At 70.2% G+C, this 24,384-nt stretch carries 27 protein-coding genes and 1 pseudogene; 11 read left to right on the plus strand and 17 right to left on the minus strand.

What is annotated here, in order from left to right; all coding sequences use genetic code 11:
- Positions 1–14: 14 nt before the first annotated feature.
- From IEY12_RS06750 to IEY12_RS06760, 3 genes are all read left to right on the plus strand, one after another.
- The gene (locus tag IEY12_RS06750) at positions 15–821 is read left to right on the plus strand and encodes a CBS domain-containing protein (RefSeq protein WP_188881045.1); all 807 of its coding nucleotides are present in this window, start codon (positions 15–17) and stop codon (positions 819–821) included.
- 146 nt (positions 822–967) lie between these two features.
- Positions 968–2,977: an acetate--CoA ligase gene (gene acs, locus IEY12_RS06755; protein WP_188881048.1), complete on the plus strand. Its 2,010-nt coding sequence runs from the start codon at positions 968–970 to the stop codon at positions 2,975–2,977.
- 90 nt (positions 2,978–3,067) lie between these two features.
- Complete coding sequence (locus IEY12_RS06760; protein WP_188881056.1) at positions 3,068–3,736, plus strand: haloacid dehalogenase type II; 669 nt, start codon at positions 3,068–3,070, stop codon at positions 3,734–3,736.
- On the opposite strand, the gene IEY12_RS06765 is transcribed toward IEY12_RS06760, so the two are convergent.
- The 6 genes and pseudogenes from IEY12_RS06765 to coxB form a co-directional block, all read right to left on the minus strand.
- Positions 3,737–4,012, minus strand: coding sequence for a DUF7520 family protein (locus tag IEY12_RS06765; RefSeq protein ID WP_188881059.1), 276 nt, complete (start codon positions 4,010–4,012; stop codon positions 3,737–3,739).
- Between the two features lie 88 nt (positions 4,013–4,100).
- Positions 4,101–5,938 (minus strand): annotated as a pseudogene (locus IEY12_RS06770) (cbb3-type cytochrome c oxidase subunit I); the annotation flags it as partial.
- 59 nt (positions 5,939–5,997) lie between these two features.
- Complete coding sequence (locus tag IEY12_RS06775) at positions 5,998–6,246, minus strand: DUF6684 family protein (protein WP_188881067.1); 249 nt, start codon at positions 6,244–6,246, stop codon at positions 5,998–6,000.
- 48 nt (positions 6,247–6,294) lie between these two features.
- Complete coding sequence (locus IEY12_RS06780) at positions 6,295–6,654, minus strand: DUF7541 family protein (RefSeq protein WP_188881071.1); 360 nt, start codon at positions 6,652–6,654, stop codon at positions 6,295–6,297.
- A gap of 49 nt (positions 6,655–6,703) precedes the next feature.
- Positions 6,704–7,576, minus strand: coding sequence for a cytochrome c oxidase subunit 3 (locus tag IEY12_RS06785; protein WP_123074003.1), 873 nt, complete (start codon positions 7,574–7,576; stop codon positions 6,704–6,706).
- Positions 7,577–7,683: 107 nt separating this feature from the next.
- Positions 7,684–8,532 carry a cytochrome c oxidase subunit II gene (gene coxB, locus IEY12_RS06790; RefSeq protein WP_188881078.1) on the minus strand — a complete coding sequence of 283 codons (849 nt, stop codon included), beginning with the start codon at positions 8,530–8,532 and terminating at the stop codon, positions 7,684–7,686.
- Positions 8,533–8,643: 111 nt separating this feature from the next.
- On the opposite strand from coxB, the gene IEY12_RS06795 reads away from it, so the two are divergent.
- The 4 genes from IEY12_RS06795 (at position 8,644) to IEY12_RS06810 (ending at position 12,566) form a co-directional block, all read left to right on the plus strand.
- The gene (locus tag IEY12_RS06795; protein ID WP_188881079.1) at positions 8,644–10,023 is read left to right on the plus strand and encodes a heme o synthase; all 1,380 of its coding nucleotides are present in this window, start codon (positions 8,644–8,646) and stop codon (positions 10,021–10,023) included.
- Position 10,024: 1 nt separating this feature from the next.
- Positions 10,025–10,672 carry a DUF7546 family protein gene (locus IEY12_RS06800; RefSeq protein WP_188881080.1) on the plus strand — a complete coding sequence of 216 codons (648 nt, stop codon included), beginning with the start codon at positions 10,025–10,027 and terminating at the stop codon, positions 10,670–10,672.
- An 84-nt stretch (positions 10,673–10,756) separates the two neighbouring features.
- Positions 10,757–11,674 carry an ABC transporter ATP-binding protein gene (locus IEY12_RS06805; protein WP_188881084.1) on the plus strand — a complete coding sequence of 306 codons (918 nt, stop codon included), beginning with the start codon at positions 10,757–10,759 and terminating at the stop codon, positions 11,672–11,674.
- Positions 11,675–11,804: 130 nt separating this feature from the next.
- Entirely contained in the window at positions 11,805–12,566 is a 762-nt protein-coding gene (locus IEY12_RS06810) for an ABC transporter permease (RefSeq protein WP_188881086.1), read from the plus strand.
- On the opposite strand, the gene IEY12_RS06815 is transcribed toward IEY12_RS06810, so the two are convergent.
- On the minus strand, positions 12,567–13,166 hold the full coding sequence (locus IEY12_RS06815; protein ID WP_188881089.1) for a DUF420 domain-containing protein: 600 nt from the start codon (positions 13,164–13,166) through the stop codon (positions 12,567–12,569). It lies immediately after the preceding gene.
- A gap of 91 nt (positions 13,167–13,257) precedes the next feature.
- Between IEY12_RS06815 and IEY12_RS06820 the strand changes: the two genes are divergently transcribed.
- Positions 13,258–14,169, plus strand: coding sequence for an alpha/beta fold hydrolase (locus tag IEY12_RS06820; RefSeq protein WP_188881091.1), 912 nt, complete (start codon positions 13,258–13,260; stop codon positions 14,167–14,169).
- Here the strand turns inward: IEY12_RS06820 and IEY12_RS06825 are convergent, their stop codons facing one another.
- Complete coding sequence (locus IEY12_RS06825; protein WP_188881097.1) at positions 14,170–14,535, minus strand: Zn-ribbon domain-containing OB-fold protein; 366 nt, start codon at positions 14,533–14,535, stop codon at positions 14,170–14,172.
- Entirely contained in the window at positions 14,532–15,698 is a 1,167-nt protein-coding gene (locus tag IEY12_RS06830; RefSeq protein WP_188881104.1) for a thiolase domain-containing protein, read from the minus strand. Before IEY12_RS06830 ends, IEY12_RS06825 begins: the two co-directional genes overlap by 4 nt.
- Before the next feature lie 93 nt (positions 15,699–15,791).
- Between IEY12_RS06830 and IEY12_RS06835 the strand changes: the two genes are divergently transcribed.
- Positions 15,792–16,175 (plus strand): methylglyoxal synthase, encoded by a 384-nt coding sequence (locus IEY12_RS06835; RefSeq protein ID WP_188881113.1) that lies wholly within the window; start codon positions 15,792–15,794, stop codon positions 16,173–16,175.
- A 206-nt stretch (positions 16,176–16,381) separates the two neighbouring features.
- Here the strand turns inward: IEY12_RS06835 and IEY12_RS06840 are convergent, their stop codons facing one another.
- From IEY12_RS06840 to IEY12_RS06850, 3 genes are read right to left on the minus strand one after another with little or no spacing between them, the layout of a single operon-like run.
- A complete protein-coding gene (locus tag IEY12_RS06840; protein ID WP_188881116.1) occupies positions 16,382–17,197 on the minus strand; it encodes an endonuclease III domain-containing protein in 816 nt (271 codons plus the stop codon).
- 49 nt (positions 17,198–17,246) lie between these two features.
- Positions 17,247–17,891, minus strand: coding sequence for an alpha/beta hydrolase (locus tag IEY12_RS06845; protein ID WP_188881127.1), 645 nt, complete (start codon positions 17,889–17,891; stop codon positions 17,247–17,249).
- A gap of 1 nt (position 17,892) precedes the next feature.
- A complete protein-coding gene (locus IEY12_RS06850; protein ID WP_123074015.1) occupies positions 17,893–18,312 on the minus strand; it encodes a DoxX family membrane protein in 420 nt (139 codons plus the stop codon).
- A 135-nt stretch (positions 18,313–18,447) separates the two neighbouring features.
- On the opposite strand from IEY12_RS06850, the gene IEY12_RS06855 reads away from it, so the two are divergent.
- Both IEY12_RS06855 and IEY12_RS06860 read left to right on the plus strand, forming a co-directional pair.
- On the plus strand, positions 18,448–18,774 hold the full coding sequence (locus IEY12_RS06855; protein ID WP_188881139.1) for a winged helix-turn-helix transcriptional regulator: 327 nt from the start codon (positions 18,448–18,450) through the stop codon (positions 18,772–18,774).
- An 88-nt stretch (positions 18,775–18,862) separates the two neighbouring features.
- A complete protein-coding gene (locus IEY12_RS06860) occupies positions 18,863–20,662 on the plus strand; it encodes a S9 family peptidase (RefSeq protein ID WP_188881145.1) in 1,800 nt (599 codons plus the stop codon).
- 48 nt (positions 20,663–20,710) lie between these two features.
- Here the strand turns inward: IEY12_RS06860 and IEY12_RS06865 are convergent, their stop codons facing one another.
- The 5 genes from IEY12_RS06865 to IEY12_RS06885 form a co-directional block, all read right to left on the minus strand.
- Entirely contained in the window at positions 20,711–21,307 is a 597-nt protein-coding gene (locus tag IEY12_RS06865; RefSeq protein WP_188881147.1) for an arsinothricin resistance N-acetyltransferase ArsN1 family B, read from the minus strand.
- Positions 21,308–21,369: 62 nt separating this feature from the next.
- Positions 21,370–21,606, minus strand: a complete 237-nt coding sequence (locus tag IEY12_RS06870) for a DUF8151 family protein (protein ID WP_188881150.1) — start codon at positions 21,604–21,606, stop codon at positions 21,370–21,372.
- A 37-nt stretch (positions 21,607–21,643) separates the two neighbouring features.
- Positions 21,644–22,702, minus strand: coding sequence for an NAD(P)-dependent glycerol-1-phosphate dehydrogenase (locus tag IEY12_RS06875; protein WP_188881170.1), 1,059 nt, complete (start codon positions 22,700–22,702; stop codon positions 21,644–21,646).
- 71 nt (positions 22,703–22,773) lie between these two features.
- Positions 22,774–23,763 carry an NAD-dependent epimerase/dehydratase family protein gene (locus tag IEY12_RS06880; RefSeq protein ID WP_188881188.1) on the minus strand — a complete coding sequence of 330 codons (990 nt, stop codon included), beginning with the start codon at positions 23,761–23,763 and terminating at the stop codon, positions 22,774–22,776.
- A 39-nt stretch (positions 23,764–23,802) separates the two neighbouring features.
- Entirely contained in the window at positions 23,803–24,366 is a 564-nt protein-coding gene (locus IEY12_RS06885; RefSeq protein WP_188881191.1) for a hypothetical protein, read from the minus strand.
- Positions 24,367–24,384 lie beyond the last annotated feature (18 nt).

Raw genomic sequence — 24,384 nt, forward strand, 5'->3', positions numbered from 1 at the left:
CCTCCCTGTGCGTAATGGACGAGCCGTTCGACGCGAGCACCGAGGGGAAACCACGGGTGCGAGACTACATGACGCGGGACGTCGCGACGGTCGCCCCGGAGGACACGGTCGGGGAGGTCTCGCGGCGGATCGTGGAGAGCGACGGCCACAACGGCTTCCCGGTCGCGCAGGGCCGGAAGGTTGAGGGGTTCGTGACGGCGCGCGACCTCCTGCGCGCCGACGACGCCGCCCCGATGTTCCGCGTGATGTCGGACGACCTGATCGTCGCGCACCCGGAGATGGACGTGAACGACGCGGCGCGCGTCATCCTCCGCTCGGGCATCCAAAAGCTCCCCGTGGTGGACGACGCGGGGACGCTCGTCGGCATCATCTCGAACGCGGACGTCATCCGCTCGCAGATCGAGCGCGCGACGCCCGAGAAGGTCGGGAAGCTCCTGCGAACGCTGGAGACGATCCACGACGTACGCGCGGACGAGGAGCGCCGGCGCGTCGCAATCGACGACCTCGTGCCGACGCAGGGGAAGGTGTACGCGGACGAGCTCGAGGGACGGCGCTACGAACTCGAGCACGGGCTGACGGAGCCGCTGGTCGTCATCGACAACGCCGGCGACCTCCTGCTCGCGGACGGCCACCATCGCGCGATGGCCGCACACACGACGGACGTCGAGGAGATGGACGCGTACGTGATCGTGCTCGCCGAGCGCGTCGACCTCGGGATGGCGCGTACGGCACGCAACGAGGGCCTCGAGTCCGTGGAGGACGTGAACGTCGTCGATTACGCGCGCCATCCGCTCGTCGAGACGACCGAGCGCCTCCAGTAACGCCCCGGTCGTCGCGGCCGGTCGGCGGGCCGTCGAATCGCCAGACGTGACGGCCACGGCGCGGCGATCGAGGGGCGTGGTAAGAGTTATCTATCACTATCCATCGGCAAGATTTATAGCGTTCATGGGTTACTGTGTAGATGAACATGGCTGGCGAAGCAGACCCCGAAGACGTGGAACTGGAGGCACATCTCGCGGAGCAGGAGGTATTCGAGCCGCCCGCGTCCTTCGTGGAGCAGGCTAACGTCACCGACGAGGACATCTACGAGGAGTTCGAGGAGAACTGGCCGGAGTGCTGGGAGGGCGCCGCCGACCTCCTGAGCTGGGACGAGGGGTACGACGAGGTGCTCGACGACTCGAACCCGCCGTTCTACGAGTGGTTCACCGACGGGAAGCTCAACGCCTCGTACAACTGTGTCGACCGCCACCTCGAGGAGCGCGGCGACGAAGTCGCGCTCGAGTGGGTCGGCGAGCCCGTCGAGGAGGAGAACCGCTCGATCACCTACGAGGAGCTCCACGAGGAGGTCAACGAGTTCGCCGCCGCGCTCCGCGACCTCGGCGTCGGCGAGGACGACGTCGTCACGATGTACATGCCGATGATTCCGGAGCTCCCCGTCGCCATGCTCGCGTGTGCGCGCATCGGCGCCCCCCATTCCGTCGTCTTCGCCGGGTTCTCCGCCGAAGCGCTCGCCACTCGGCTGAACGCCGCCGACTCCGACTACCTCGTCACCTGCGACGGCTACTACCGGCGCGGCGACCCCCTCGACCACCTCGGGAAGACCAACGAGGGCCTCGCCGACGCCGACCACGACGTCGACACCGTCGTCGTCGACCGCCTCGGTCCGAACGGTGACGACTTCGGCCACGAACTCGGCGACGACCAGTACGACTACGACGACCTCGTCGCCGACCACGCCGGCGCGGAGGTCGAGCCCGTCGAGCGCGACGCCGAGGACATGCTCTTCCTCATGTACACCTCCGGCACCACCGGCCAACCCAAGGGCGTCAAACACACCACCGGCGGCTATCTCGCGTGGACCGCGTGGACCTCGCAGGCCGTCCTCGACATCAAGCCCGAGGACACCTACTTCTGCGCCGCCGACATCGGCTGGATCACCGGCCACTCCTACATCGTCTACGGCCCGCTCGCGCTCGGCACCACCTCCATGATGTACGAGGGCACCCCGGACTACCCCACCCGCGAGCGCCTCTGGCAGATCATCGAGGAGTACGAGGCCGACCAGCTCTACACCGCGCCCACCGCCATCCGCTCGTTCATGAAGTGGGGCGAGGAGTACCCCGCGAACCACGACCTCTCCAGTCTCCGCCTCCTCGGGACCGTCGGCGAACCCATCAACCCGCGCGCGTGGAAGTGGTACTACAAGCACATCGGCAACGAGGAGTGCCCCATCGTCGACACGTGGTGGCAGACCGAGACCGGCGGCCACATGGTGACGACGCTCCCCGCCGTCAACGACATGAAGCCCGGGAGCGCCGGCCCCGCACTCCCCGGCCTCGACGTCGAAATCGTCGACACGAACGCCGAGCAGGTCGAACCCGGCCGCGCGGGCTACCTGACCGTCCAGAAGCCGTGGCCCGGGATGCTGCGCACCCTCTATCAGAACGACGAGCGCTTCATCGAGGAGTACTGGGCCGAGTACTCGGACACCGACTCCGACGACCCCGAGGACTGGGTCTACTTCCCCGAGGACGGCGCGAAGATCGACGACGAGGACTACATCACCGTCCTCGGGCGCGTCGACGACGTCATCAACGTCTCCGGGCACCGCCTCGGAACCATGGAGATCGAGTCCGCCATCGTCGGCGTCGAAGGCGTCGCGGAAGCCGCCGTCGTCGGCGGCGAGCACGACCTGAAGGGCGAAGCCGTCTACGCCTACGTCATCCTCGAAGAGGGCTACGACGGCGACGAGGAGATGCGCGGGCGCATCGTCGAGGGCGTCGAGGACGCCATCGGCCCCATCGCACGCCCCGAATCCGTCGTCTTCACGCCCGAGCTCCCGAAGACCCGCTCCGGGAAGATCATGCGCCGCCTCCTCGAGGACATCGCGAACGAAGCCGAACTCGGCGACACCTCGACCCTCCAGAACCCCGACATCGTCGGCGACATCCGCGATAAGGTCCACAGCGGGGACTGAGGGACGACGGTCCGCTCGGTTCTCGCGCGAGTCGCGACGGACACCCCCGCGACCGGGGGGCTTAGGGGCGTCGCGACCCCGGACGCACGTATGGCCGACGACGAACTGCTCTGCTTCGACATGTACGGGACGCTCTGCGACGTCTCCAGCGTCGCGGACGCCATCGAATCCGAGTTCGACGTCCCCGCCGCCATCGCCGCGGACGTCGACGCGCTCTGGCGCGAGAAACAACTCGAGTACGCCTTTCACCGGGGTGCGACCGAGCGCTACGCGCCCTTCGACGTCGTGACGCGCGACGCGCTCGAGTACGCGCTCGACTACTACGGCCTCGACGCCGGCGTCGCGGACGCGCTCGTCGACGCGTACGACGACCTCGACCCGTACCCGGACACGCTGGACGCGCTCGAGGCGCTGAGTGCCGACTACGAGACCGTCGTCTTCTCGAACGGGACGCCGGCGATGCTCGACGCGCTCGCCGCGAACACCGACATCGACGCGCACGTGGACGGCCTCGTGAGCGCGGACGGCGCGGGCGCACTCAAACCCACGCCGGCCGTGTACGAGCACGTCGCGCGCGAACGCGGGCGAGCGCTCGCGGACTGTCGGCTCGTCTCCTCGAACGCGTGGGACGTCGCGGGCGCGAGCGCCGCCGGCATGCGGACCGCGTGGGTGAACAGAGCGAACGAACCGCGTGAGCGAGTGGGCGGCGACGCCGACCTCGAAGTCGACTCGCTCGCCGCGCTCGCCGACGCCCTCTAGTTACTCGACCTCGACGGGCGTCGCGTCGTCGAAACGCGAGACGTAGGAGACGAGAAGGAGGAGGACGCCGAGCATCGCCCCGACCATCACCATCCCGTAAATCGCGAGGTTCAGCGGCGTCAGCGCGAACGTCACGGGGCCGAGCGAGCCGACGTGGCCGTCGAGGAGGTTCGGCTGGATGACGTAACCGAGCGCGTACCCGAACAGGCCCGCGATCGCGACCGCCGCGCCGTAGATCGTGAAGACGACGCGACGACCGCCGGTGGCGAAGGACATAGGCGGCGTTTGGGCCCGGAGCGATTAGCCTTTTGCGCTGTCGACCGTACGAACGGCCATGCAAGAGAAGGAGAAACTCCTCGTCATGCTCTTCGGTATCGCGGTCGTGATGATGGCGGCCGCCATCGCCGTCGCCGTCTCGTAGTGAACGCGAAAAGCGAGTAACCCGGTCTAGTTCGCCGTCTCGGCCCCGTCCTCTTCCTCGCCGCCGTCGGCGAGGAGGCGCTCACGCTTCTGCTCGTACCAGTCCCACTCGTGGGTGAACTGGTCGATCTCCTTGAGGTCCCACGGGTCGCCGGAGTCGATGCGCTTGCCGTACTTCGCGGACTGCCAGAAGTTCCAGAGGAACGCGAGCTGCGCGACCGTCATGACGAGCGCGCCGAGCGTCGCGACCGCGTGCCACGTCATGAACTGCGGGAGGTAGGTGGCGTAGCGACGCGGCATCCCGCCGTAGCCGAGGATGAGCATCGCGATGAACGTCACGTTCCCGCCGATGATGGAGAGCCAGAAGTGCCACAGCGCGAGGCGACGGTCGTACATCCGACCGGTCATCATCGGGAACCAGTAGTAGAGGCCGGCGAAGAGCGCGAAGCCGATCGCACCGAAGACGATGAAGTGGAAGTGGCCGACCACGTAGTAGGTGTCCTGCATCACGAGGTCGAACGGGATCGCGGCGAGGAAGACGCCGGTGACGCCGCCGATGATGAAGTTCTGCACGAAGCCGACGGCGAACAGCATCGGCGCCGTCATGCGCAGCTTCCCGTTCCAGAGCGTCGTGATCCAGTTGAACACCTTCACGGCGGACGGCACGCCGATAGCGAGTGAGATCGCCATGAAGGAGGCGGTGAGTCGCGGGTTGATACCCGTCGTGAACATGTGGTGAGCCCACACGCCGAAGCTCAGGATACCGATGGCGAGCGTCGAGTAGACGATGAACTTGAACCCGAAGAGCTTGCGGCCCGCGAACTTCGGGAGGATGAGGCTCACCAGCCCCATCGGCGGCAGCACGAGGATGTAGACCTCGGGGTGGCCGAAGAACCAGAAGAGGTGTTGGAAGAGGAGCGCACCACCGCCCTCGGCGGCGAAGAACATCGTGCCGAAGTTCCGGTCGAGGAGGAGCATGAGGACGGCGCCGCTGAGGATGGGGAACGCGAAGAGGATGAGCCCGCCCTGCGTGAGCATCGTCCAGCTGAAGATGTCGAGCTTCGACCACGGCACCTTCTCCGTGTTCCGTTCGGCGACGATGGTGGCGATGAAGTTGATCGCACCCATCGTCGTGGAGAACCCGGAGAGGTGGAAACCGAGGAGGAAGACGTCGACACCGACGCCCTCTATCGACGTCGAGAGCGGCGTGTAGAGCGTCCACGCGGTCTTCGCGGCCTGAATGTCGATCCCGACGACCGGGAGGAAGAAGCCCGCCCACATCAGGATCGTGGAGAACGGGAGGATCCAGAACGCGATCGCGTTGATGCGCGGGAACGCCATGTCGTCGGCGTCGACGAGGAGCGGCACCATGTAGTTCCCGACGGCGAAGATCATCGGCGCCGCGAACAGGAACAGCATCGTGATGCCGTGCGTCGTCAGGAGGGCGTTGTAGAGCCCGAACCCGCCGTAGCTGGAGAGGAGGTCCATCGACGGCGTGGTGAGCTCGAGACGCATCAGCAGCGCGGTGATGCCACCCCACGCGAACGCGACGACGCCGAACACGAGGTAGAGGATACCGAGGTCCTTGTGGTCGACGGTCGTCAGCCAGCGAGTCAATCCTGCCGGTTTCTCTTCGTGTCCGTGCCCGGTGCTTTCGCCGTAGCCGCCCCCACCGACAGGCGCGTACGCCTGCCAGTCTTCGAGGCGGGTCAGCCATCCCGCCACGACGAGGAGCAGCAGCCCCATCAGCACCGAGAGTATGAGTTCGGGGGAGACTGCCATGTCCGATGGTGGGGGACCCACCGTAAAGAAAGGTACGGGTTCGTCCGCCGCCGGTTAGGTTATGGACCGACTTCGACGTCCTCAACGACTTCGATTCGGTTGGCGGCGACGTAGGTCAGGATGGCGAGGCCGATGAACGGCACGACGATGAGCGCGTACTGGAGGACGCGACTGAACAGCGTGTCGCCCGCCCACGGGTCGACGACCCAGAAGACGGCCGCGAACGCGACCATGATGGCGAGCGGGATGATGTTCACCGCGATGTCGAAGAGGACGTCCTTCTCGAAGACGCTGGAGTGTGATTTCATTGTGGGAGTGTGCGGTCCGCGCCCAAATATATGTTGAGGGTTTCCGCCTTAGAGGTAGCCGGACTCGTAGAGGAAGAGCGCGACGGCACCGAGCACGGCGACGAGACCCCCGCCGGCGATCGTCAGCGCGCGCGCCGTGTACGGCGTGAAAACGAGGAGTGCCGTCCCGGCGGTGCCGGCGATGGCGCCGACGCCGAACGACGTGCCCCAGAGCGTACGCACGTAGCCCGACTCGCGCATGATGCCGACGATGCTCGCCTCCAGCAGGAGGACGCCGCCAACGCCGATCGGGAGGGCGGCGCCGCCGAGGAACACGCCGGTCTCGGTGAGAACGAGACCGAGCGCGACGAACAGCGGCCATGGGCTCGCGGTCACGTATCGCTCGCTGAGGCCGGGTTGCTCTTCCATGCTCACCAGTTGGGACGCGGGGATAAGAAGCGTATCGCTCCGAGGACGCCTAGAAGGGACTGAACTCGGTGCCGTAGACGGACCCGATGTAGACGACGGCGACGAGGAACAGCCAGACGGCGTCGACGAAGTGCCAGTACCAGGAGACGGTGGTGACGGAGACGTGGCGGTCCTGGTCGTACTGGCCGCGGAGGGCGCGGACGACGAGGATGCCGATGAGTATCGCCCCGAAGCTCACGTGCATCCCGTGGAGGCCGGTGAGTCCGAAGAACCCGCTCGCGAAGATGCCGGAGGTGAGCGTGAAGCCCTCGTGGACGATGAACTCGTAGTACTCGTAGACCTGCCCGCCCATGAACACGACGCCGAGCAGGAGCGTTACGACGAGACCCTGCACGAAGCGCTGGTGGTTGCCCTTCTGGAGCTCGTGTTCCGCCCAGTGGATGGTGAAACTGGAGGCGACCAGCAGGAGCGTGTTCAGCACGAGGACGCCGGTGAGAATGCCGCTGTGTGGGAGGTACTCCCCGCTCCACCCGCCCGTGCGGATGAAGAAGTAGTACACGAAGCCGACGGCGAAGGTGGCGATGTCGGTCGCGAGGAACAGGAGCATCCCGAGGCGGAGCGACGCCCCGCCGTTGTGCGAGCCCCGGTCCCAGAAGTCGACGATAAACGCCTGATAGATCCACCCGATCATGCCGGCGATGCTGACGACCCATCCGCCGACGAAGACGCCGACGCCGATCGTCGGCGACGCGACGAGGTCGGTCGTCCGCGCGACGACGAACAGCGTCGCGCCGAGATACACTAGCGTCAGCCCGAGTGCCGTGAAGAACGGCCACCAGCTCGCCTCGCCGTAGCCGCGCGGCCAGTCGCGGACGGCGGGCAGGAAGTGATGCCCGTGGTCTTCGCTTTCCTCCGTAGCCATATACTCGCGGGTAGCGCGGGACAGACTAAAAAACCTCCCAACTGCGGTCGCGCCTCGGCGGCGGCGCCGTCGCTCCACGGGCGTCGAGGGAGACGAGAAGAGAGGGGTTACGCGGCGAGCGCGGGGGCCGCGACGGACTCGGCGGTCGCGTTCGCGTCGGTGGTGTTCGTCTCGGTCGCGTTCGTGCCCTCATCCGAGCCACTGCTCGAACTCTCCGACTGGCTGGCTTGCTGGGCCTGCTCGCTCGCCCACTGGTCGTACTCGCTCTGGTCCATCACGACGACGTCGGCGAGCATGTTCGAGTGGCCGGCGCCACAGAACTCCGCACAGTAGAGGACGTAGGGCTCGTCCTGAACGGTGCTCGGGTCGATCTCGGTCGCGAGGTAGGTGGCGTGTCCGGGGAAGGCGTCCTTCTTCAGTCCGAGCGCGGGGATGTGGACGGCGTGGAGCACGTCTCGCGACGTGATCTTCAGGACGACCTGCTGGTCGGCGGGGAGCACGAGCTTGTTCGCGGTGAAGTTCGTCCCCTCGTGCTGGTAGTGGAACTGCCACGACCACTGGTAGGAGTCGACGTGGACGACTTCGGTGTTCGGCTCCTCCATCATCTGCTGGTACTGCTGGTCGGAGGCCATGACGTACGGCGACCCCATCGCGCCGTAGGCGGCGAGACCGACGAACAGCAGGACGACCGCGGTCGCGGCGGTCCACGTGATCTCGAGGCGGCGATTCTCCTGAGTGGGTTTCGCTTCGTCGGCCTTCCGGAACTTCCAGATGGCGTAGAAGAGGATTCCCTCGACGATGATGGTGATGGGGAGTGCGACGGCGAGCAGCAGGTTGCTGACGTTGCCGATGTACTGGTCGGTGATCGAACTCGCCGCGGCGGCCGGATCGACGGCGAATACCACCAGCCCTACCAGCCCCATCGCCAGGACGGACGCGAGCCGCTTCCGGAACATTGCTACGCGACGGTTGGGAGGTGGCGGGCAAATAAGTACCGACTCGGGGTCTGCGGGCGAGTCGGACAGGATAAGTACGCCCCGCCCTAACCGCCGCTAAGAGGTACCCTCGTGCGCACGACACGCCCCCGACTCACGCACGCACTCGTCGCCACGGCGCTCGGCGTCTACGCGCTCCTCGTCGTCGGTGCGACGACGGCGCTCACGGGCGCCGCGTCGGCCTGCCAGACGTGGCCGGCCTGTAACGGCCGGTGGTTCGCGCTCTCCTCGTTCGCACTCGAGGTGGTCTGGGCGCACCGCATCGCCGCCGCCGTCGTCGGCCTGCTCGTCCTCGCGACGGCCGTGCTGGCCGTCGTCTCGGACGCCGACAGACGCGTCGTCGCGTCGATCTGCGTCTCGCTCGCGCTCTATCCCGTCCAAGTCGGCGTCGGCGCGCTCGCCGCGATCGGTTCGATCACGTACGTCCCGGCGCTCCACCTCGGTCTCGGCGTCGTCATCTTCGCTGGTCTCGTGCTCGCGCTCGCGTGGACGCTCGAAGCGCAGACCGCGAACGAGCCGTCGGCGGAGTGGGCGGGCGACCCGAAGGGGTCGAGCGGGGGGTCGGACGCCGATAGCGCGTCGCGCTCCCGCCCGCTCGCGACCGCCCACGCCTACTTCCGCATGATGAAGCCGCGGCTGATGTGGCTGCTCTGCCTCGTCGCGTCGGCGGGGATGGCGCTCGCGGCCGGCCCCGACCTCTCGGCGCGCACGGTCGGGTTCACGCTGCTCGGCGGCGTGCTCTCCATCGGCGCGAGCGGCACGTTCAACCACGTCCTCGAGCGCGACGTGGACAAGAAGATGAACCGGACGAGCGACCGGCCGCTCGCCACGGAGACGATCCCGAAGCGGAACGCGCTCGCCTTCGGCGGCCTGCTCGCGGCCGCGTCGGTCGCGTCGTTCCTCCAAGTCGGCATGCTCGCGGCCGGGCTGGGTCTCGTCGCGATCATCTTCTACTCGGTGGTGTACACGCTCGTCCTGAAGCCGAACACCGTCCAGAACACCGTCATCGGCGGCGCGGCCGGCGCGCTCCCCGCGCTCATCGGTTGGGCGGCGGTGACGGGGACGCTCGGGGTGCCCGCGCTCGCGCTCGCCGGCGTCATCTTCCTCTGGACGCCCGCGCACTTCTACAACCTCGCGCTCGCCTACCGCGACGACTACGAGCGCGGCGGCTTCCCGATGATGCCCGTCGTGCGGGGCGCGGCGGTGACGCGAAAGCACATCGTCGGCTGGCTCGGCGCGACGCTCGTCGGCGCGGCGGCGCTCGCGGGCGTCACGGACCTCGGCTGGCTCTACGCGGTGACCGTCGTCGCCGTCGGCGCGGTCTTCCTCTGGGCGGTCGTCCGCCTCCACTACGAGCGCGACCGCCCGGCGGCGATGCGCTCGTTCCACGCGTCGAACGCCTTCCTCGGGGCGACGCTCCTCGCGGTCGTCCTCGACGCGCTCGTGATCTGAGATGGCGACCGTCACGCGCCGCCTCCCGTCGCCGGACACCGGGACGCTCCTCGCGTGGGCGGCGATACTGAACGCGGAGATACTCCTCACGCTCGTCTACGTCGTGCTCTCCTCGGGGACGCCGACGAACCCGCTCACCTACGTCTACCCGTGGGTGTGGCTGAACGTCGCGGGGTGGGCGGTCGTGCGGGCGCGCCCGACGCCGACGTCGCGGCGGGTGCGCTGGCTCGCGGCCGCTATCGGCGTCGCGTACTTCCTCGTCGTCGCCTACGCGGGCGGGCTCTACCACCTCTCGGGGGCGGGGCTCGGGCTCTCCGTCCACTGGCTCCCGCCGGGCTGGGGGCCGACGCTCGTCTACAGCACGGCGGCGGCGACGGTGGTGGCGATGCCGTTCAAGCTCGGCGGGTACGCGGCGCTCGCCTACCTCGTCTCCGTGACGGTGCGCGACGCCTCGGCGTCCGCGCTCTCGGGCGTCCTCGGTCTCGTCTCCTGTGTCTCCTGTACGTGGCCGGTCCTCGCGACGGTCGCCACGGGGCTCTTCGGGAGCGCGTCGGCGCTCACGTCGGTCGCGATGACGCGCGCGTACGGCATCTCGACGGTCGTCTTCGTCGTCTCGGTACTCGCGCTCTCGTGGCGACCGACGCGCTGACTGCGCGCGGGCTCGATACAGTTGTGCGACTCGCCTCGTCCCGGAAGCGGAAGCGTTACCGAGCACCGTCGCGGACGGCTGTACATGGCGCCGGTCATCGTCGCCGACGACGTGTACGAGAGCTACGGCGACACCGTCGCGCTCGATGGGGTGTCGCTCGCCGTCGAGGCGGGCGAGGTGTTCGCGCTCATCGGGCCGAACGGTGCCGGGAAGACGACGCTCACGCGCTGTCTCACGGGCACGCGCACGCCGGACGACGGGCGCGTCTCCCTCCTCGGCGAGCCGCCGGGCGAGTCCGCGCGCGAGCGCCTCGGCTTGCTCCCGCAGGACTTCACGCCCCCGGAGCGCTTGACGCCGCGCGAACTCGTCGCCTACTACGCCGGGCTCTACGACGACGCGCGCGACCCCGCCGCCCTCCTCCGCGAGGTCGGGATGGACCCCGCCGTCGACACCCGGTACGAGTCGCTGAGCGGCGGGGAGAAGCGCCGGACCTGTGTCGCGGCGTCGCTCGCGAACGAGCCGGACGTCCTCTTCGTGGACGAGCCGACGACGGGAATCGACCCGGCTGGCCGGCGCGCGCTCTGGGACGTCTTCGAGGCGCTCGCCGACGCGGGGACGACCGTGTTCCTCACGACGCACTACATGGCGGAGGCCGAGCGGCTCGCGGACCGCGTCGGCCTGCTCGCGGACGGCGAGCTCGTCGCGACGGGCACGCCCGAGGAGCTCGTCGCGGCCTACGGCGGCACGCAGTACCTCGCCGTCGAGACGGCCGCCGACCCCGATGCGTTCGACGGCATCGGCTACGACGTCGAGCGCGCGGACGGCGAGGTGCGCGTCCTCGACGTCGCGCCGGAAGCCATCGGGGACGTCGCCGCCGCCCTCGACGCGCGCGGCGTCGCCTTCGACGCGCTCTCGTGGAGCGAGCCGGACCTCGAGGACGTCTACCTCCGTCTCGCGGACGACCCGGGCGTCGTCGAGGCCGACGAGGAGGTGGTGGCGTGAGTTACGCGGTAACTGACCGCAGGGAGGGCACCGCGCCCAGACGAGCGGGAGCGAACGACCGTGAGCGACACGCGAGCCGCGTCGGACCTGCGGTCCGACTGGCTCACACTCGCCACTGGGGGTGGCTCGCGTGAGTCGCTCCGGGCGTATCGCGGCGGAGGTCGGCGCGGCCTACAGGTCGTTCGTCCGTCGGCGCGTCGCGGTCTTCTTCACGTTCTTCTTCCCGGTCCTGCTCATCGCCATCTTCGCGGGCCTCGTGCGGACCGGCGGGGGCGGCACCGGCCTCTTCAGCCAGCCGCCGGGCTACTACGTTCCGGGGTATCTCGCCGTCGTCGTGCTGTTCACGCCGCTCTCGCGACTCGGGAGCGAGGTCGCGCGCTTCCGCGAGGGCAACCGCTTCGAGAAGCTCTCGGCGTCGCCGATGACGCGCTGGGAGTGGCTGCTCGCGCAGACGCTCGTGAACGCTGCGCTCATCGCGCTCGCGTGCGCCGTCCTCCTCGGCCTGCTCGCCGCGACGGGCGCGTCGTTCCGGCTCTCGCCGTGGCTCGTCCTCTTCGTCCCGACGGCGTCGGTGCTCTTCTGTGGCGTGGGTGCGATGCTCGGGTCGCTCGCGGACAGCCAGGACGGCGCGATAACCGCGTCGAACGGCGTCGCGCTCCCCCTGCTGTTCCTCTCGAACACCTTCCTCTCCCCCGCATCGCTCCCGTCGTGGTTCCGGCCGGTCACGGACCTCTCGCCGCTCAGCTACTTCGCGTACGGGGTGCGCGCGGCGACCTACCCGGGGAGCCACGCGGGGTGGCCGGGGTCGGTCGCGGCGAACTACGCCGTCCTGTTCGTCCTCGCGGTCGTCGCGTTCGCAGTCGGCGCGTGGCTCATCCCGTGGACGGAGTGATCAGCGGGGCACCCACGAGTAGACGTGGTTCAGGAGCCAGTAGGTGACGACACCGAACGCGAGGCTGAGCGACCAGGACGCGACGGCGAGTTTGCCGGCGAGCGGGTGGTCGGTGTCGGGGAGTTCGGCGACGTCGTGCGAGAGGCCGAGGACGACGGCGTGGACGACGACGGGGACGGCGAGCGCGCTGAGGAGGATGTGGATGGCAAGCATCGCGAGGTAGAGCGGGTAGACGACGTCGGCGTACGCGGCGAGGAACTGGCCCTGCTCGATGACGATCTCCTTCTCGAAGCCGCCCCCGACCTTCCAGAGGTAGGCGACGAGGAAGAGAAGGATGAGCGCGAACGCGGTGAGCATCGCGGCGCGGTGGGCGCGTATCCGCCCGCGCTTCACGAAGTAGTAGCCGAGGAGGAGTGCGCTGAGCGCGCACGTGTTGATGACGGCGATGGCGTCGGAGAGCAGGAGGACGGTCCGCTCGCCGATGGCGGGGAAGATCGGGAGGACGCCGGCGAACGTCCCGAGGACGAGCGCGTACCCGACGGCGGAGACGACGGCGGTGACGCGGCGCGGGTGTGCGTGGGCGTAGCCGCGAATGGTCATACGCGTCCGTTCCCGCGCCCGGCCCTTATGGTGTGCGATTGGGGGGTGCGCCGGCACAACGCCTAACCGGTCGGCGGGCGACGCGAGAGGCATGAGCCTTCGGAAGACGGTCGCCGGCCTCATCGGTGCGGGCGGGGCGACGGTCGCCGCCGACGGACTGCTCTCCGCGCTCGCCGGACCGCTCGGGCCCGCCCTCCCCGGGCGACAGGAGACGGTTCGCTGGCGCGGCTTCGATGTCGCGTACGCGGAGGTGGGCGACCCCGACGACCCGGACGTCCTCTTGCTCCACGGCGTCCACGCCGCCGCCTCGTCGCGCGAGTTCCGCGGTGTGTGGGAGGCGCTCGCCGAGGAGTACCACGTCGTCGCGCCCGACCTCCCCGGGTTCGGCCGCAGCGACCGCCCGCAGGTCACGTACACGGCCGCACTCTACGAGGCGTTCGTCGCTGCGGCCATCGAGCGCCTCGACGACCCGGCGGTCATCGCGTCCTCGCTCACGGGGTCGTACGCCGCGATCGCGGCCGGGGACGCGGACGTGTCGCGTCTCCTCCTCGTCTGCCCGACCGCCGATACCGCGGCGCGACGCGAGTGGCTGTGCGACCTCTTCCGCGCGCCCGTCGTCGGGCAGGCGGCCTTCGACTGCCTCGTCTCGAAGCCGTCGCTCCGGTACTTCGACGCGCGCGAGGCGTACGCCGGCCCCGTCCCGGACGGCGTCGTCGACTACCAGTGGACGAGCGCACACCAGCGGAACGCGCGCTTCGCACCCGCGTCCTTCGTCGGCGGACTCCTCGACCCGGCGGTCGACCTCGGCGCGGAGCTCGGTGCGCGCGACGTCCCGGTGACGCTCGTCTGGGGTCGCGAGGCGACGACCACTCCGCTCTCGCGGGGACGCGAACTCGCGGCGGCGGCGGACGCCCGCCTCGTCGTCCTCGACGACGCGAAACTCCTCCCGCACGACGACCACCCCGAGCGGTTCCGGGAGGCGGTCGCGGCCGACCTCCCCTGACTACTCGAAGCGGAGGTGGCGCTCGTCGCCGGCCGTCCCGACGCCGAGCGTCACGTCGTCGCCGCGAGCGAGGCCGTCGAGGGCGTCCGCGCGCACGTGGCCGGTGAGTCGAACCGGCCCGAAGCGCGCGATGGCGAGGCCGTACGGCGTCTCGTCGGCGAACGCGGGCGGCCCGACGTGGACGGTCGTGACGGCGCGAACCGTCCCCGTCTCCGGGAGAGCCTCGCGTTCGAGGGCGCGCGACCCGCACGCCGGACAGACCGTTCGCGGCGGGAGCGAACCGTGGCCGTTCGCGCAGACGAGGCAGAACCCCGCGCCGTTCTCGACGGCGTCGAGGACGTCGGCGGACGTGGCCGCGTCGGTCATTCCGCCACCTCCAGGACGTGGACGACGGCGCTCGCCACCGTCCCGCCGGCGTTGTGCGCGAGGGCGACCTCCGCGTCGGGCACCGCGTCGGCGTTGTGGTGGTCGCCGCGCAGGAGCGCCGTGAGTTCGGCGATCTGACTCGTCCCCGTCGCGCCGACCGGGTGGCCCTTCGCCTTCAGGCCGCCGGAGAGGTTGACGGGGAGGCGCCCGTCGCGCGTCGTCTCGCCCGCGCGCGCCGCGCCGATGGCGTCGCCGTGCCCGTAGAAGCCGAGCGCTTCGAGCGCGAGCACCTCCGCGATGGTGAAGCAGTCGTGGACCTCCGCGACGTCCACGTCGGCGGGCGTGACGCCCGCGTCGGCGTAGGCGGCGTCGGCGGCCGCGCTCGCGGCGGGCGTCCGCGCGAGGTGCGCGCGGTCCGCGAGCGCGAGGCGGTCCCCGCCCTGTCCGGACCCCGTCACCGCGACGGGCGCGTCGACGTCGTGTTCGGCGACGTACGCCTCGCTCGCGAGGACGACCGCGCTCGCGCCGTCCGTGATGGGACAGGCGTCGAGCAGACCGAGCGGGTCCGCGACCGGTGGGGCGTCGAGCACGTCCGCGACGGTGACCTCGCGCTGGAACTGCGCGTGCGGGTTCCCCATCGCGTTCGCGTGGTTCTTCACGGCGACGTGCGCGAGGTCCTCGCGCGTCCCGCCGTACTCGCCGAAGTAGGCGTCCGCCATCAGCGCGTAGACGCCGGGGAACGTCGCGCCGGCGCGGCCCTCCCAGAGTTCGTCGGCGGCCGACGCGAGCGCCTCGGTTGTGTGCGCGGTGTCGAGGTGTGAGAGGCGCTCGGCACCGCCCGCGACGACGACGTCGGCGTCGCCGGCGCGGACCGCGCGGACGCCCTCGCGGAACGCCACGCCGCTCGACGCGCACGCGGCCTCGTAGCGCGTCGCCGGCGCGTCCACACCGAGGGCGTCGGCGGCGAGCGGGCCCGCGTGGCCCTGCCCTTCGACCGCCTCGCCCGCGAAGTTCCCGTACGCGACGAACTCGACGTCCGCGTGCGGGACGCCGGCGTCCGCGAGCGCGCCCGCGCCGGCCTCCGCGAAGAGGTCGCGACTCGCCCGCTCGGGTTGCTTCCCGAACTGCGTCGATCCGACCCCGGCCACGCGCACAGAATGCATACTGCGGTCTTCGACGCGCGGGGTGAAAAAACGCGGCGGCGCGGGCGTCCGCGCGTCCGCTAGCTTCTTGGGCGTCCTCCGTGGACTGTGCGTATGCGTATCGCACTCATCGCACACGACGAGAAGAAGCCGGACCTCATCGACTTCGCGCAGAGCCACGAGGAGCGCCTGCGGCAGTTCGACCTCATCGGCACCGGCACGACGGGCAAGCGCATCATGCAGGAGACGGACCTCGAAGTGGAGCGCAAGGCCTCCGGGCCGCTCGGCGGCGACATGATGATCGGCGCGGAGGTCGCGGAGGGCGACTGCGAGGCCATCATCTTCATCCGCGACGTCCTCACTGCCCAGCCCCACGAACCCGACATCTCCGCGCTGTTGCGCATCTGCGACGTCCACGACATCCCGCTCGCGACGAACATCGCGTCCGCCGAGCACGTCATCGACGGCCTCGCCGCCGAGATCGGCGCGGACGAGTAACGTGGTTCTGAGCGTGGCGAAGAACCACGGCGAGACGAACGGGGAGGGACGACCCGTGAGTAAACGCGGTTCCGAGCGACACGAGGAACCGCGAGGAGGCGAACGGGGTGTACGCGGTCCCGACGGGATGGGGCCGCGAACCGAACGGTGGAACCGTGAGGAGCGACCCGCGAGCGGCGCGGCCCGAGCGAAGTGACGGCGCCGCGTCAGTCCGCGGCCTCGCTCGGGTCGACGACGTCGCCGGTGGCGGGGTAGACGCCGACCTGCTCGCAGCAGTCGGCCATCGGGCAGGCCTCGGGGTCGTCGAGGCACGCAGGCGCGCGCGCCGTGCAGAAGTCGCGGCCGAACTGGATCATCGCCGTGTGTCCGAAGCCGCATTTCTCGGCCGGGAGGTCGGCTTCGATGGCTTCGCGGACGCCCTCGTGGTCGGCGTCCGGCGGCGCGAACCCCATGCGGCGCGCGATTCGGTGGACGTGCGTGTCGACGGGGAAGACGCCGTCGCGCCCGCCGGCGAAGAGGAGGACGCAGTCGGCGGTCTTCGGCCCGACGCCCTTCATGTCGAGGAGGGCGGCGCGAACCTCCTCGTAGTCGGCGTCCCGGACGAACTCGTCGAACGCGTCGGCGCCGCCGTACTCCGTGCGGACGCGCTCGGCGAGCCTGATTAGCGTCTCCGACTTCTGGTTGTAGAGGCCGGCGGCCGAGATGGTCTCGGCGAGGTCGGGCTGGTGGGCGTCCGCGAGCGCGTCCGCGAGGTCGCCGTCCCCCTCGCCGTAGCGCGCCATCAGCGAGTCGTGGGCGGGCTGACTGGCCTTGTCGGAGGTGTTCTGTGAGAGGACCGTGCGGACGAGGCACTCGAAGGCGTCCCGGCCGCCGTAGGTCTTCTGCCAGTAGCGCTCGCCGAGGCGGTCGACGACGCGCTCGACGAGCGGGGTCTCCGGGTGGTCGCCGGACGCGAAGGCGCGCTCGGTGCCGCCGCCGGCCGCGCCGCCGAAGATGTTCTCGGCGGGTTCGTCGTCGCTCATGCGCGGGGGTTGGCCGGCCGACGGTAAAAGCGGGGCGGCCCGGCGCTCGTTACTCGCCGAGGCCGTTCACGATACCGTTCACGGCATCGACTTCGTCCTCGAAGATGCCGTGCGGGGCGTCCGGGTAGATGCGTTCGTCGACGTCCGCGCCGAGGTCGCGGAGGACGTCGGTGGTCGCGTGCACGCGCTCCTCGGGGATGTGGGGGTCGGAGTCACTGCAGCCGACGAACGCGGGCGTGCCGTCGAAGTCGCCGCCGTAGCGCTCGCGCTCGACGGCCTCGCCGATGAGACCGCCCGAGAAGGCGGCGAGCCCGCCGTAGCGCTGGGCGTGTCGGGCGGCGTACTCGGTGGTGAGGCAGGCCCCCTGACTGAAGCCGAGCAGGAGGACGTTCTCGGCGTCGATGCCAGCGTCCGCGAGGCGGTCGAGCGCGCGAGAGAGGACGCCGAGCGCGGAGTCGAGATGGGGCTGGTTCGCGTCGGTCGCGGCCAGGAAGGACTGCGGGTACCACGTTCGGTTCGCGGCCTGCGGGGCGAGGTAGGCGACGTCGTCGCGCTCGAACTCCTCGGCGAGGCCGAGGACGCTCTGCGCGGTGGCGCCGCGCCCGTGGATCAGGACGGCGCCGACGTCGGCGTCCTCGGGGTCGACGCCCGCGGTCGCGAACCCGGCGTCCGCGTGCGGGTCGTCGGCGCTCATCTCAGAACACCCCCACGCCGAGGGCGTACGGCCACGCGGTGCCGCCGACGGAGAGGAGGAGGAGCGCGCCGCCGGCGAGGCCGACGTTCTTCAGGAACGACGTCTGTTCGTCCTGCGCCTGCTCGGCGGGCGCGGCCCAGAAGTCGTGGATGGTGACCGCGGAGACGAGCAGGAAGAGCGCGAGGCCGCCCGACGCGAGGACGGGGAACGCGCCGACGACGACGGCGAGGCCGCCGAGGACGAGCAGTCCGCCGGAGGCGAGGACGCCCGCCTTCGGGGCGGGGACGCCCTTCGAACCGGCGTAGTCCGCGAGGTAGTCGGCGGCCTGGAAGTGGTTGAGCCCCATGTAGGCGAGGACGAGTCCGAAGAGGACGCGGCCGACGAGGAAGAACTCGGCGGCGAGCGGCGTCTCGAACGCCATCAGGCCGACACCTCGTCGGCGGCACTGGTACTCGGGTCGTCCGTCGCTGCGAGGACATCTGGTTGTGTCACGATACCTGGTACGATAGTGAACTACTTAACGGCTCGCGGACGTAGGCGTCAGTAGGTAACACTCATGTCAGTAGACACAGAGGCGGACGCGCAGGTCGGCGAGGCGTGCGCGGTCGTCGACTCCCTCCAACTCGTCGGCTCGCAGTGGCGCCTCCTCGTCCTCCACGACCTCCAGGAGGGCGAGAAGCGGTTCAACGAGCTGAAGCGCTCGACGGACGCGAACGCCCGCACGCTCTCGCGCGTCGTCGACGACCTCGGCGAGGCCGGCCTCGTCTCCCGGCGCGTCGAGGAGGACGCCCCGGTCGCCACCTACTACACGCTCACCGAGAAGGGCGAAGCCCTCTGCCCGGTCTTCGACGAGATCGAGTCGTGGGCGGACGAGTGGCTGTAGGGGGGCGTCCGCGACGCGCCCGAGCGCGCGAGGCGGCGTGCGAGGCCTCCGCCGGAAGCTCTTTCGACGCGCCCGCACACCAGCGAGTATGGCCTACGACATCGAGCGGTACCTGAACGTCCGGAGCGCCGGCGGCCCCTCCTTCGGTCCCGACGGCCAGCTCGCGTTCTCGATGGACACGACGGGCGTCCGACAGGTCTGGCGCCTCGACGGTCCGCGCGAGTGGCCGGCACAGCTCTCCTTTCACGAGGAGTCCATCGGCTTCGCCTCCTACTCGCCGACGCGCGACGAGCTCGCCTTCGGGATGGACCGGGGCGGGAACGAGAAGACCCAGCTCTTCCGGCTCGCCGGAGACGGGAGCGAGGAGGTCGCGCTCACCGACGACCCCGAGAGCATTCACCAGTGGGGCGGCTGGAGCCACGACGGCGAGCGGATCGCCTACACCGCGAACCGCCGCGAGGAGGGGAGCTTCGACGGCTACGTCCAGCGCCGGGACGAGCCCGGTGGGGCCGCCGAGTTGGTCTTCGACGGTCGGGAGAAGGACTGGCTCACCGTCGCGGGGTGGAGTCCCGCCGACGACCGGCTGGTCTTCCACGAGATGCACTCGAATCGCGACCACGACCTCTACGTCTGCCACCTCGACTCCGGCGACGTCACGCACCTCAGCGCCGACCACGACGGCGAGGTCCGCTACGGCTCCGTCGCGTGGGCGCCCGACGGCGAGACGCTCTACGTGACGAGCGACCACGGACGCGACACGCTCGCGCTCTTCGAACTCGACCCCGTGACGGGCGCGCTCTCCGTCGTTGAGGAGGGCGGCGAGTGGAACGTCTCCTCGGTCGCGGTAGACGCCGACTCGGGGACGATGGCCGTGGTTCGGAACGTCGAGGGGTACAGCGACCTCACGCTCTACGACCTCGACGCCGACGGCGGGCGACGCGAACTCGCCGACCCCGACCTCCCGGAGGGCGTCCTCATGGGCCTCTCCGTCGGTCCCGACGGCGAGCGCGTCGCCGCCGCCGTCTCCGCGCCGACCGAGAACACGAACGTCCACGTCTTCGACGTGGAGAGCGGGGCGAGCGAGCGCTGGACGGACGCCTCCACCGCGGGTATCCCGGCGGAGACCTTCCGCGAACCCGACCTCGTCCACTACGAGAGCGTCGACGGGGAACGGATTCCGGCGTTCCTCACGCTCCCCGAGGACGAGGGACCACACCCCGTCATCGTCGACATCCACGGCGGCCCGGAGTCACAGCGCCGCCCCTACTTCCTCGCCCTCCGCCAGTACTTCGTCGCGAACGGCTACGCGGTCTTCGAGCCGAACGTCCGGGGGTCCTCGGGCTACGGGAAGCGCTACATGAACCTCGACGACGTGGAGAAGCGCATGGATTCGGTGGCCGACGTCGATCGGGGCGTCGAGTGGCTCACCGCACGCGACGACGTCGACCCCGAGCGCATCGTCGCCTACGGGGGTTCCTACGGAGGGTTCATGGTGCTCGCCGCGCTCACCGAGTACCCCGAGCGCTGGGCGGCGGGCGTCGACGTCGTCGGCATCGCGAACTTCGTCACCTTCCTCGAGAACACCGGGGAGTGGCGCCGCGAGCACCGGGAGGCCGAGTACGGGAGCCTCGAAGACGATAGAGAATTCCTCGAGGAGATCTCACCCATCAACAACATCGACTCGATCAGAGCGCCCCTCCTCGTGCTGCACGGCGCGAACGACCCGCGCGTGCCCGTGGGCGAGGCCGAGCAGATCGCCGAGGAGGCCGCCGAACACGTCCCCGTCGAGAAACTCGTCTTCGAGGACGAGGGCCACGGCTTCTCCAAGCTCGAGAACCGCATCACCGCCTACCGGACGGTCGTCGAGTTCCTCGACGAGCACGTCTGAGGCGGGCGGGAGAGACCACCGTGACGCGTGGGCGGCGAGCGTCGTCCGTCACCCCATCGAGAGGTCGCCCGCCGCGAGCGCGTCGTTCCACGCCGCGCGCTCGCGGAGCTCGAAGAGCGGCGTCGGTTCCTCGGGCTCCGCGGGGTGCTCGCGGAGCGCGAGCGACCACCAGCCGACGTCGTGCCACTCGCCGTGCTTGTACCCCATCCGCTCGAAGGTGCCCTCGCGCTCGAAGCCGAACGCCTCGTGAATCGCGGCGCTCGCCGGGTTCGGGAGCGTCACGACGCCGTAGACGGTCACGTAGCCCTGGCGTTCCAAGAGCGCGAGCAGGGCCTCGTAGAGCGCGCTCCCGATCCCGGAGCGGTGGGCGTCGCGCTCGACGTAGAGCGAGCTCTCGACCGACCACTGGTAGGCGACGCGCTCGCGGACCGGGCCGGCGTACGCGTAGCCGACGACGTCGCCGTCCGCCTCGGCGACGACCCACGGGTAGTCGTCGAGTTTCGAGCGGATGCGCTCGCGGAGGGCGGCGACCGACGGCGGGTCCGCGTCGAACGTGATGGCGGTCTCCTCGACGTACGGGGCGTAGATCCGCCGGACCGCGGTCGCGTCCGACGCCTCGGCGAGGCGGAGTCTCACGTCGCTCATACCGGCGGGAGGCGGGCGACGCCCAAGCGCACTTCGGTCCGTTGGTGGCCGACGAACGGGCGTCAGCGCAGCGCCGCGACGCGCGGCCGGACCCGGTCGCGAGCGACGAGGTACGCGACGGTGATGGCGACGAGACCGAGCACCGTCGCCCAGACGCCGATCGGGAGGCGGCCGCTCTCGGCGGCCACGAGGGCGAAGCGTTCGAGGGCGAGGCCGCCGACCGAGAGGAGGAGGCTTCCGATACCGAAGACGGCGACTTCGAGCAGTTCGGGAAGCGATTCGAGGAGTGGCGTGACCATGCGTCCCGTCGCCGCGCGGTCGTTGTGAGTCTTTCCCTCAGAGCACGCCCGTCTTCGTCGCGGCCTCGACGGCGGCCTCGCGACTCAGGCCGTCGCCGAGTATGGTGTAGCGGTCGCGGATCTCGTGTGCGGTCGTGAGCGCCTCCAGCAGCTCGTCCTCGCCCACCCCGAGGTCGGCGGCGGTCGTCGGCGCGTCGAGCGACGCGAGCGCGTCCCGCACCGCCGTCCAGTCGCCGCGCTCGCCGCTGTGCAGGTACTCCGTGACGATGGCGGCGACGCCGACCTGGTGGCCGTGGAGGGCCTTCCCGGGCGCGATGCGGTCGAGCTGGTGGCTGATGAGGTGCTCGGCGCCCGACGCGGGCCGCGAGGAGCCCGCGATGCTCATCGCGACGCCGGAGGAGACGAGCGCCTTCACCACCATCCACGAGGACTCCTCGAGGCCGGGCCGGATGCTGTCCGCGCGCTCGACGAGCAGCTCCGCCGTCATCTCCGAGAGCGCGGCCGCGTACTCGCTGTACTCGACGTTCTTCAGGCGGTTCGCGAGCCGCCAGTCCTTCACGGCGGTGTAGTTCGATATGATGTCCGCACAGCCCGCCGTCGTGAGCTCCCACGGCGCCTGCGCGAGCACGCTCGTGTCCGCGATGACGGCGAGCGGCGGGTCCGCCGCGACGCTGTGGCGGGTGTCGCCCTCCGGGACGGAGCCGCGCCCGGAGACGATGCCGTCGTGGCTCGCGGCCGTCGGGACGGAGACGAACCCGAGTTCGCAGTGGTCGCTCGCCATCTTCGCGATGTCGATGGCCTTCCCGCCGCCGACGCCGACGAGGTAGTCCGCCCCGGCGGACTCGGCGGCGTCGATGACGGTCTCGACCGCGTCGAAGCTCGCTTCGGCCACCTCGACGAGCGCGGGGTCGACGCCCGCGTCCTCGTACTGCGCGACGATCTCGGCGGCCGCCACCTCGCGCGGCGTCGGGCTCGTGACGACGAGCGGCCGCCCGCGGAGGTGCGTGTCCGCCACCACCTCGCGGACGTCCCCGAGGACGTCGTGGCCGACGACGACGTTCCGCGGGAGCTTGATCCATGACGTCTTCGTGAACATATCGGCGTGTCGGCGTCGGGCGACAAAGCGGTTGTCCTCCGCGACGCCGACCGCGACGGCGCGGCCGAGCGCTAGATCGTCTCGAGGACGCCGATCACCGTCTCCTCGGCCGCGCGCTCCGGGCCCTCCGACTCGCCCGTGCGCTCGGCGTCGCGGTGGTCCGCCGCGGTCCGCGCCATCGCCTCCTCGACGGGCGTGGACTCCCAGCCGAGCGCTTCGAGCTTGTGCGTGTCGAGGAGGTGCGGTGCCGGCCGATAGAGCGGGAACGAGCCGAGCGAGAGGCCGGCCGTCGAGAGCTCGCGGTCGCTCGCGTGGACGATGTCGACGTCGGTGTCGAGGCAGTCGGCGGCGAGTTCGACGGTGTCCTCGAGCGTGAGCGCGTTCCGGTCGCCGACGTTGTACGCCTCGCCGGGCGTCCCCTCCTCCGCGACGACGCGGAGCGCGGACGCGACGTCCTCGACGTAGACGCGCTGCCAGAGGTTCGTCCCGTCGCCCGGCACCACCACCTCGTCGTACTCGCTCACGCGGTGGAGCCAGTAGTCGAGGCGCTCCGAGTAGTCGTGCGGGCCGTAGACGACCGTCGGACGGACGGCCATCGCGGGCGCGCCGCGCTCGGCCGCCCGGAACACCATCCGGTCGCCCTCCGCCTTCCGGTTCCCGTAGGTCTCCGGCGAATCGTCCGCCGCCTGATCGGCCGAGCACTCCCGAAGCGGCGTCACGCCCTCACGCTTCGGGACGTCGTCCACCGCGTACGACGCGCCCGAGGAGACGTAGACGTAGGCCTCGACGTCCGCGAATATCTCCGTCGCCTTCCGCACGTCGCGGGGCTGATAGGCGACGCAGTCGATGACGACGGCCGGTTCGACCTCGCGTTTCGCCGCGAGTAGCTCGCGGTCGTTCGCGCGGTCGCCCTCGTAGTGGTGGACGTCCGGGTGGTCGCTGAACGGGTTCGCGTGCTCCCCGCGATTGAACACGGTCACCCGGTAGTCGTGCTCGAGGAGTTCCGCGACGGTGTGGCGGCCGATGAACCGCGTGCCCCCAACGACGAGTGCGCTCTGCATATCCGCTCTGATTCGCCACGCACCGAAAGAAGTAGCGGGTCAGCGCACCCGAAAGCGCGCGACGTACGCCGTCCGCGCCTCGCCGACGGCGACGACGCTGAACGCGTACGTACCGGGTTCGAGGTCGAGCGGCCCCGCGACGACGGTCGAGTCGTTCTGCGGCGCCGAGTGTCCCCCGCCGATCTGTAGCTCCCACGTCCGCGACTCGCCGGGCGCGAGCGTGAACCAGGGCTGTATCACCGCGTCCGGCGCGACGCGCTCCCAGCCACCGTCGGTCTCGCGGTGGAGCGCCCAGTCGTAGGGGTTCAACCCGAGCGACGCCTCCGAGTCGTTCGTCAGCGTGAAGCGCAGCGTGCCCGGCGCGGCGACATCGGCGCGTGAGGGTGCGAGCACGACGGGCGCGTCTGCGGGCGCCGTCGCCGCACACACCGTCTCGTCCGCGGTCTCGCGGAGCGACGGACAGCCCGAGAAGTCCGGGGGCGTCGTGGTCGTCTCGTCCGTCGTCACCTCGTCGGGCGCACTCGACGCACCCGTACAGCCGGCGAGCGAGCCCACGACACCGAAGCCGAGCGCGGCGAGCACGCGGCGTCGCGTCTGCTTCATACTCCGGGAGACGCGACG

It is taken from the genome of Halarchaeum grantii (assembly GCF_014647455.2).
Taxonomy (GTDB): domain Archaea; phylum Halobacteriota; class Halobacteria; order Halobacteriales; family Halobacteriaceae; genus Halarchaeum; species Halarchaeum grantii.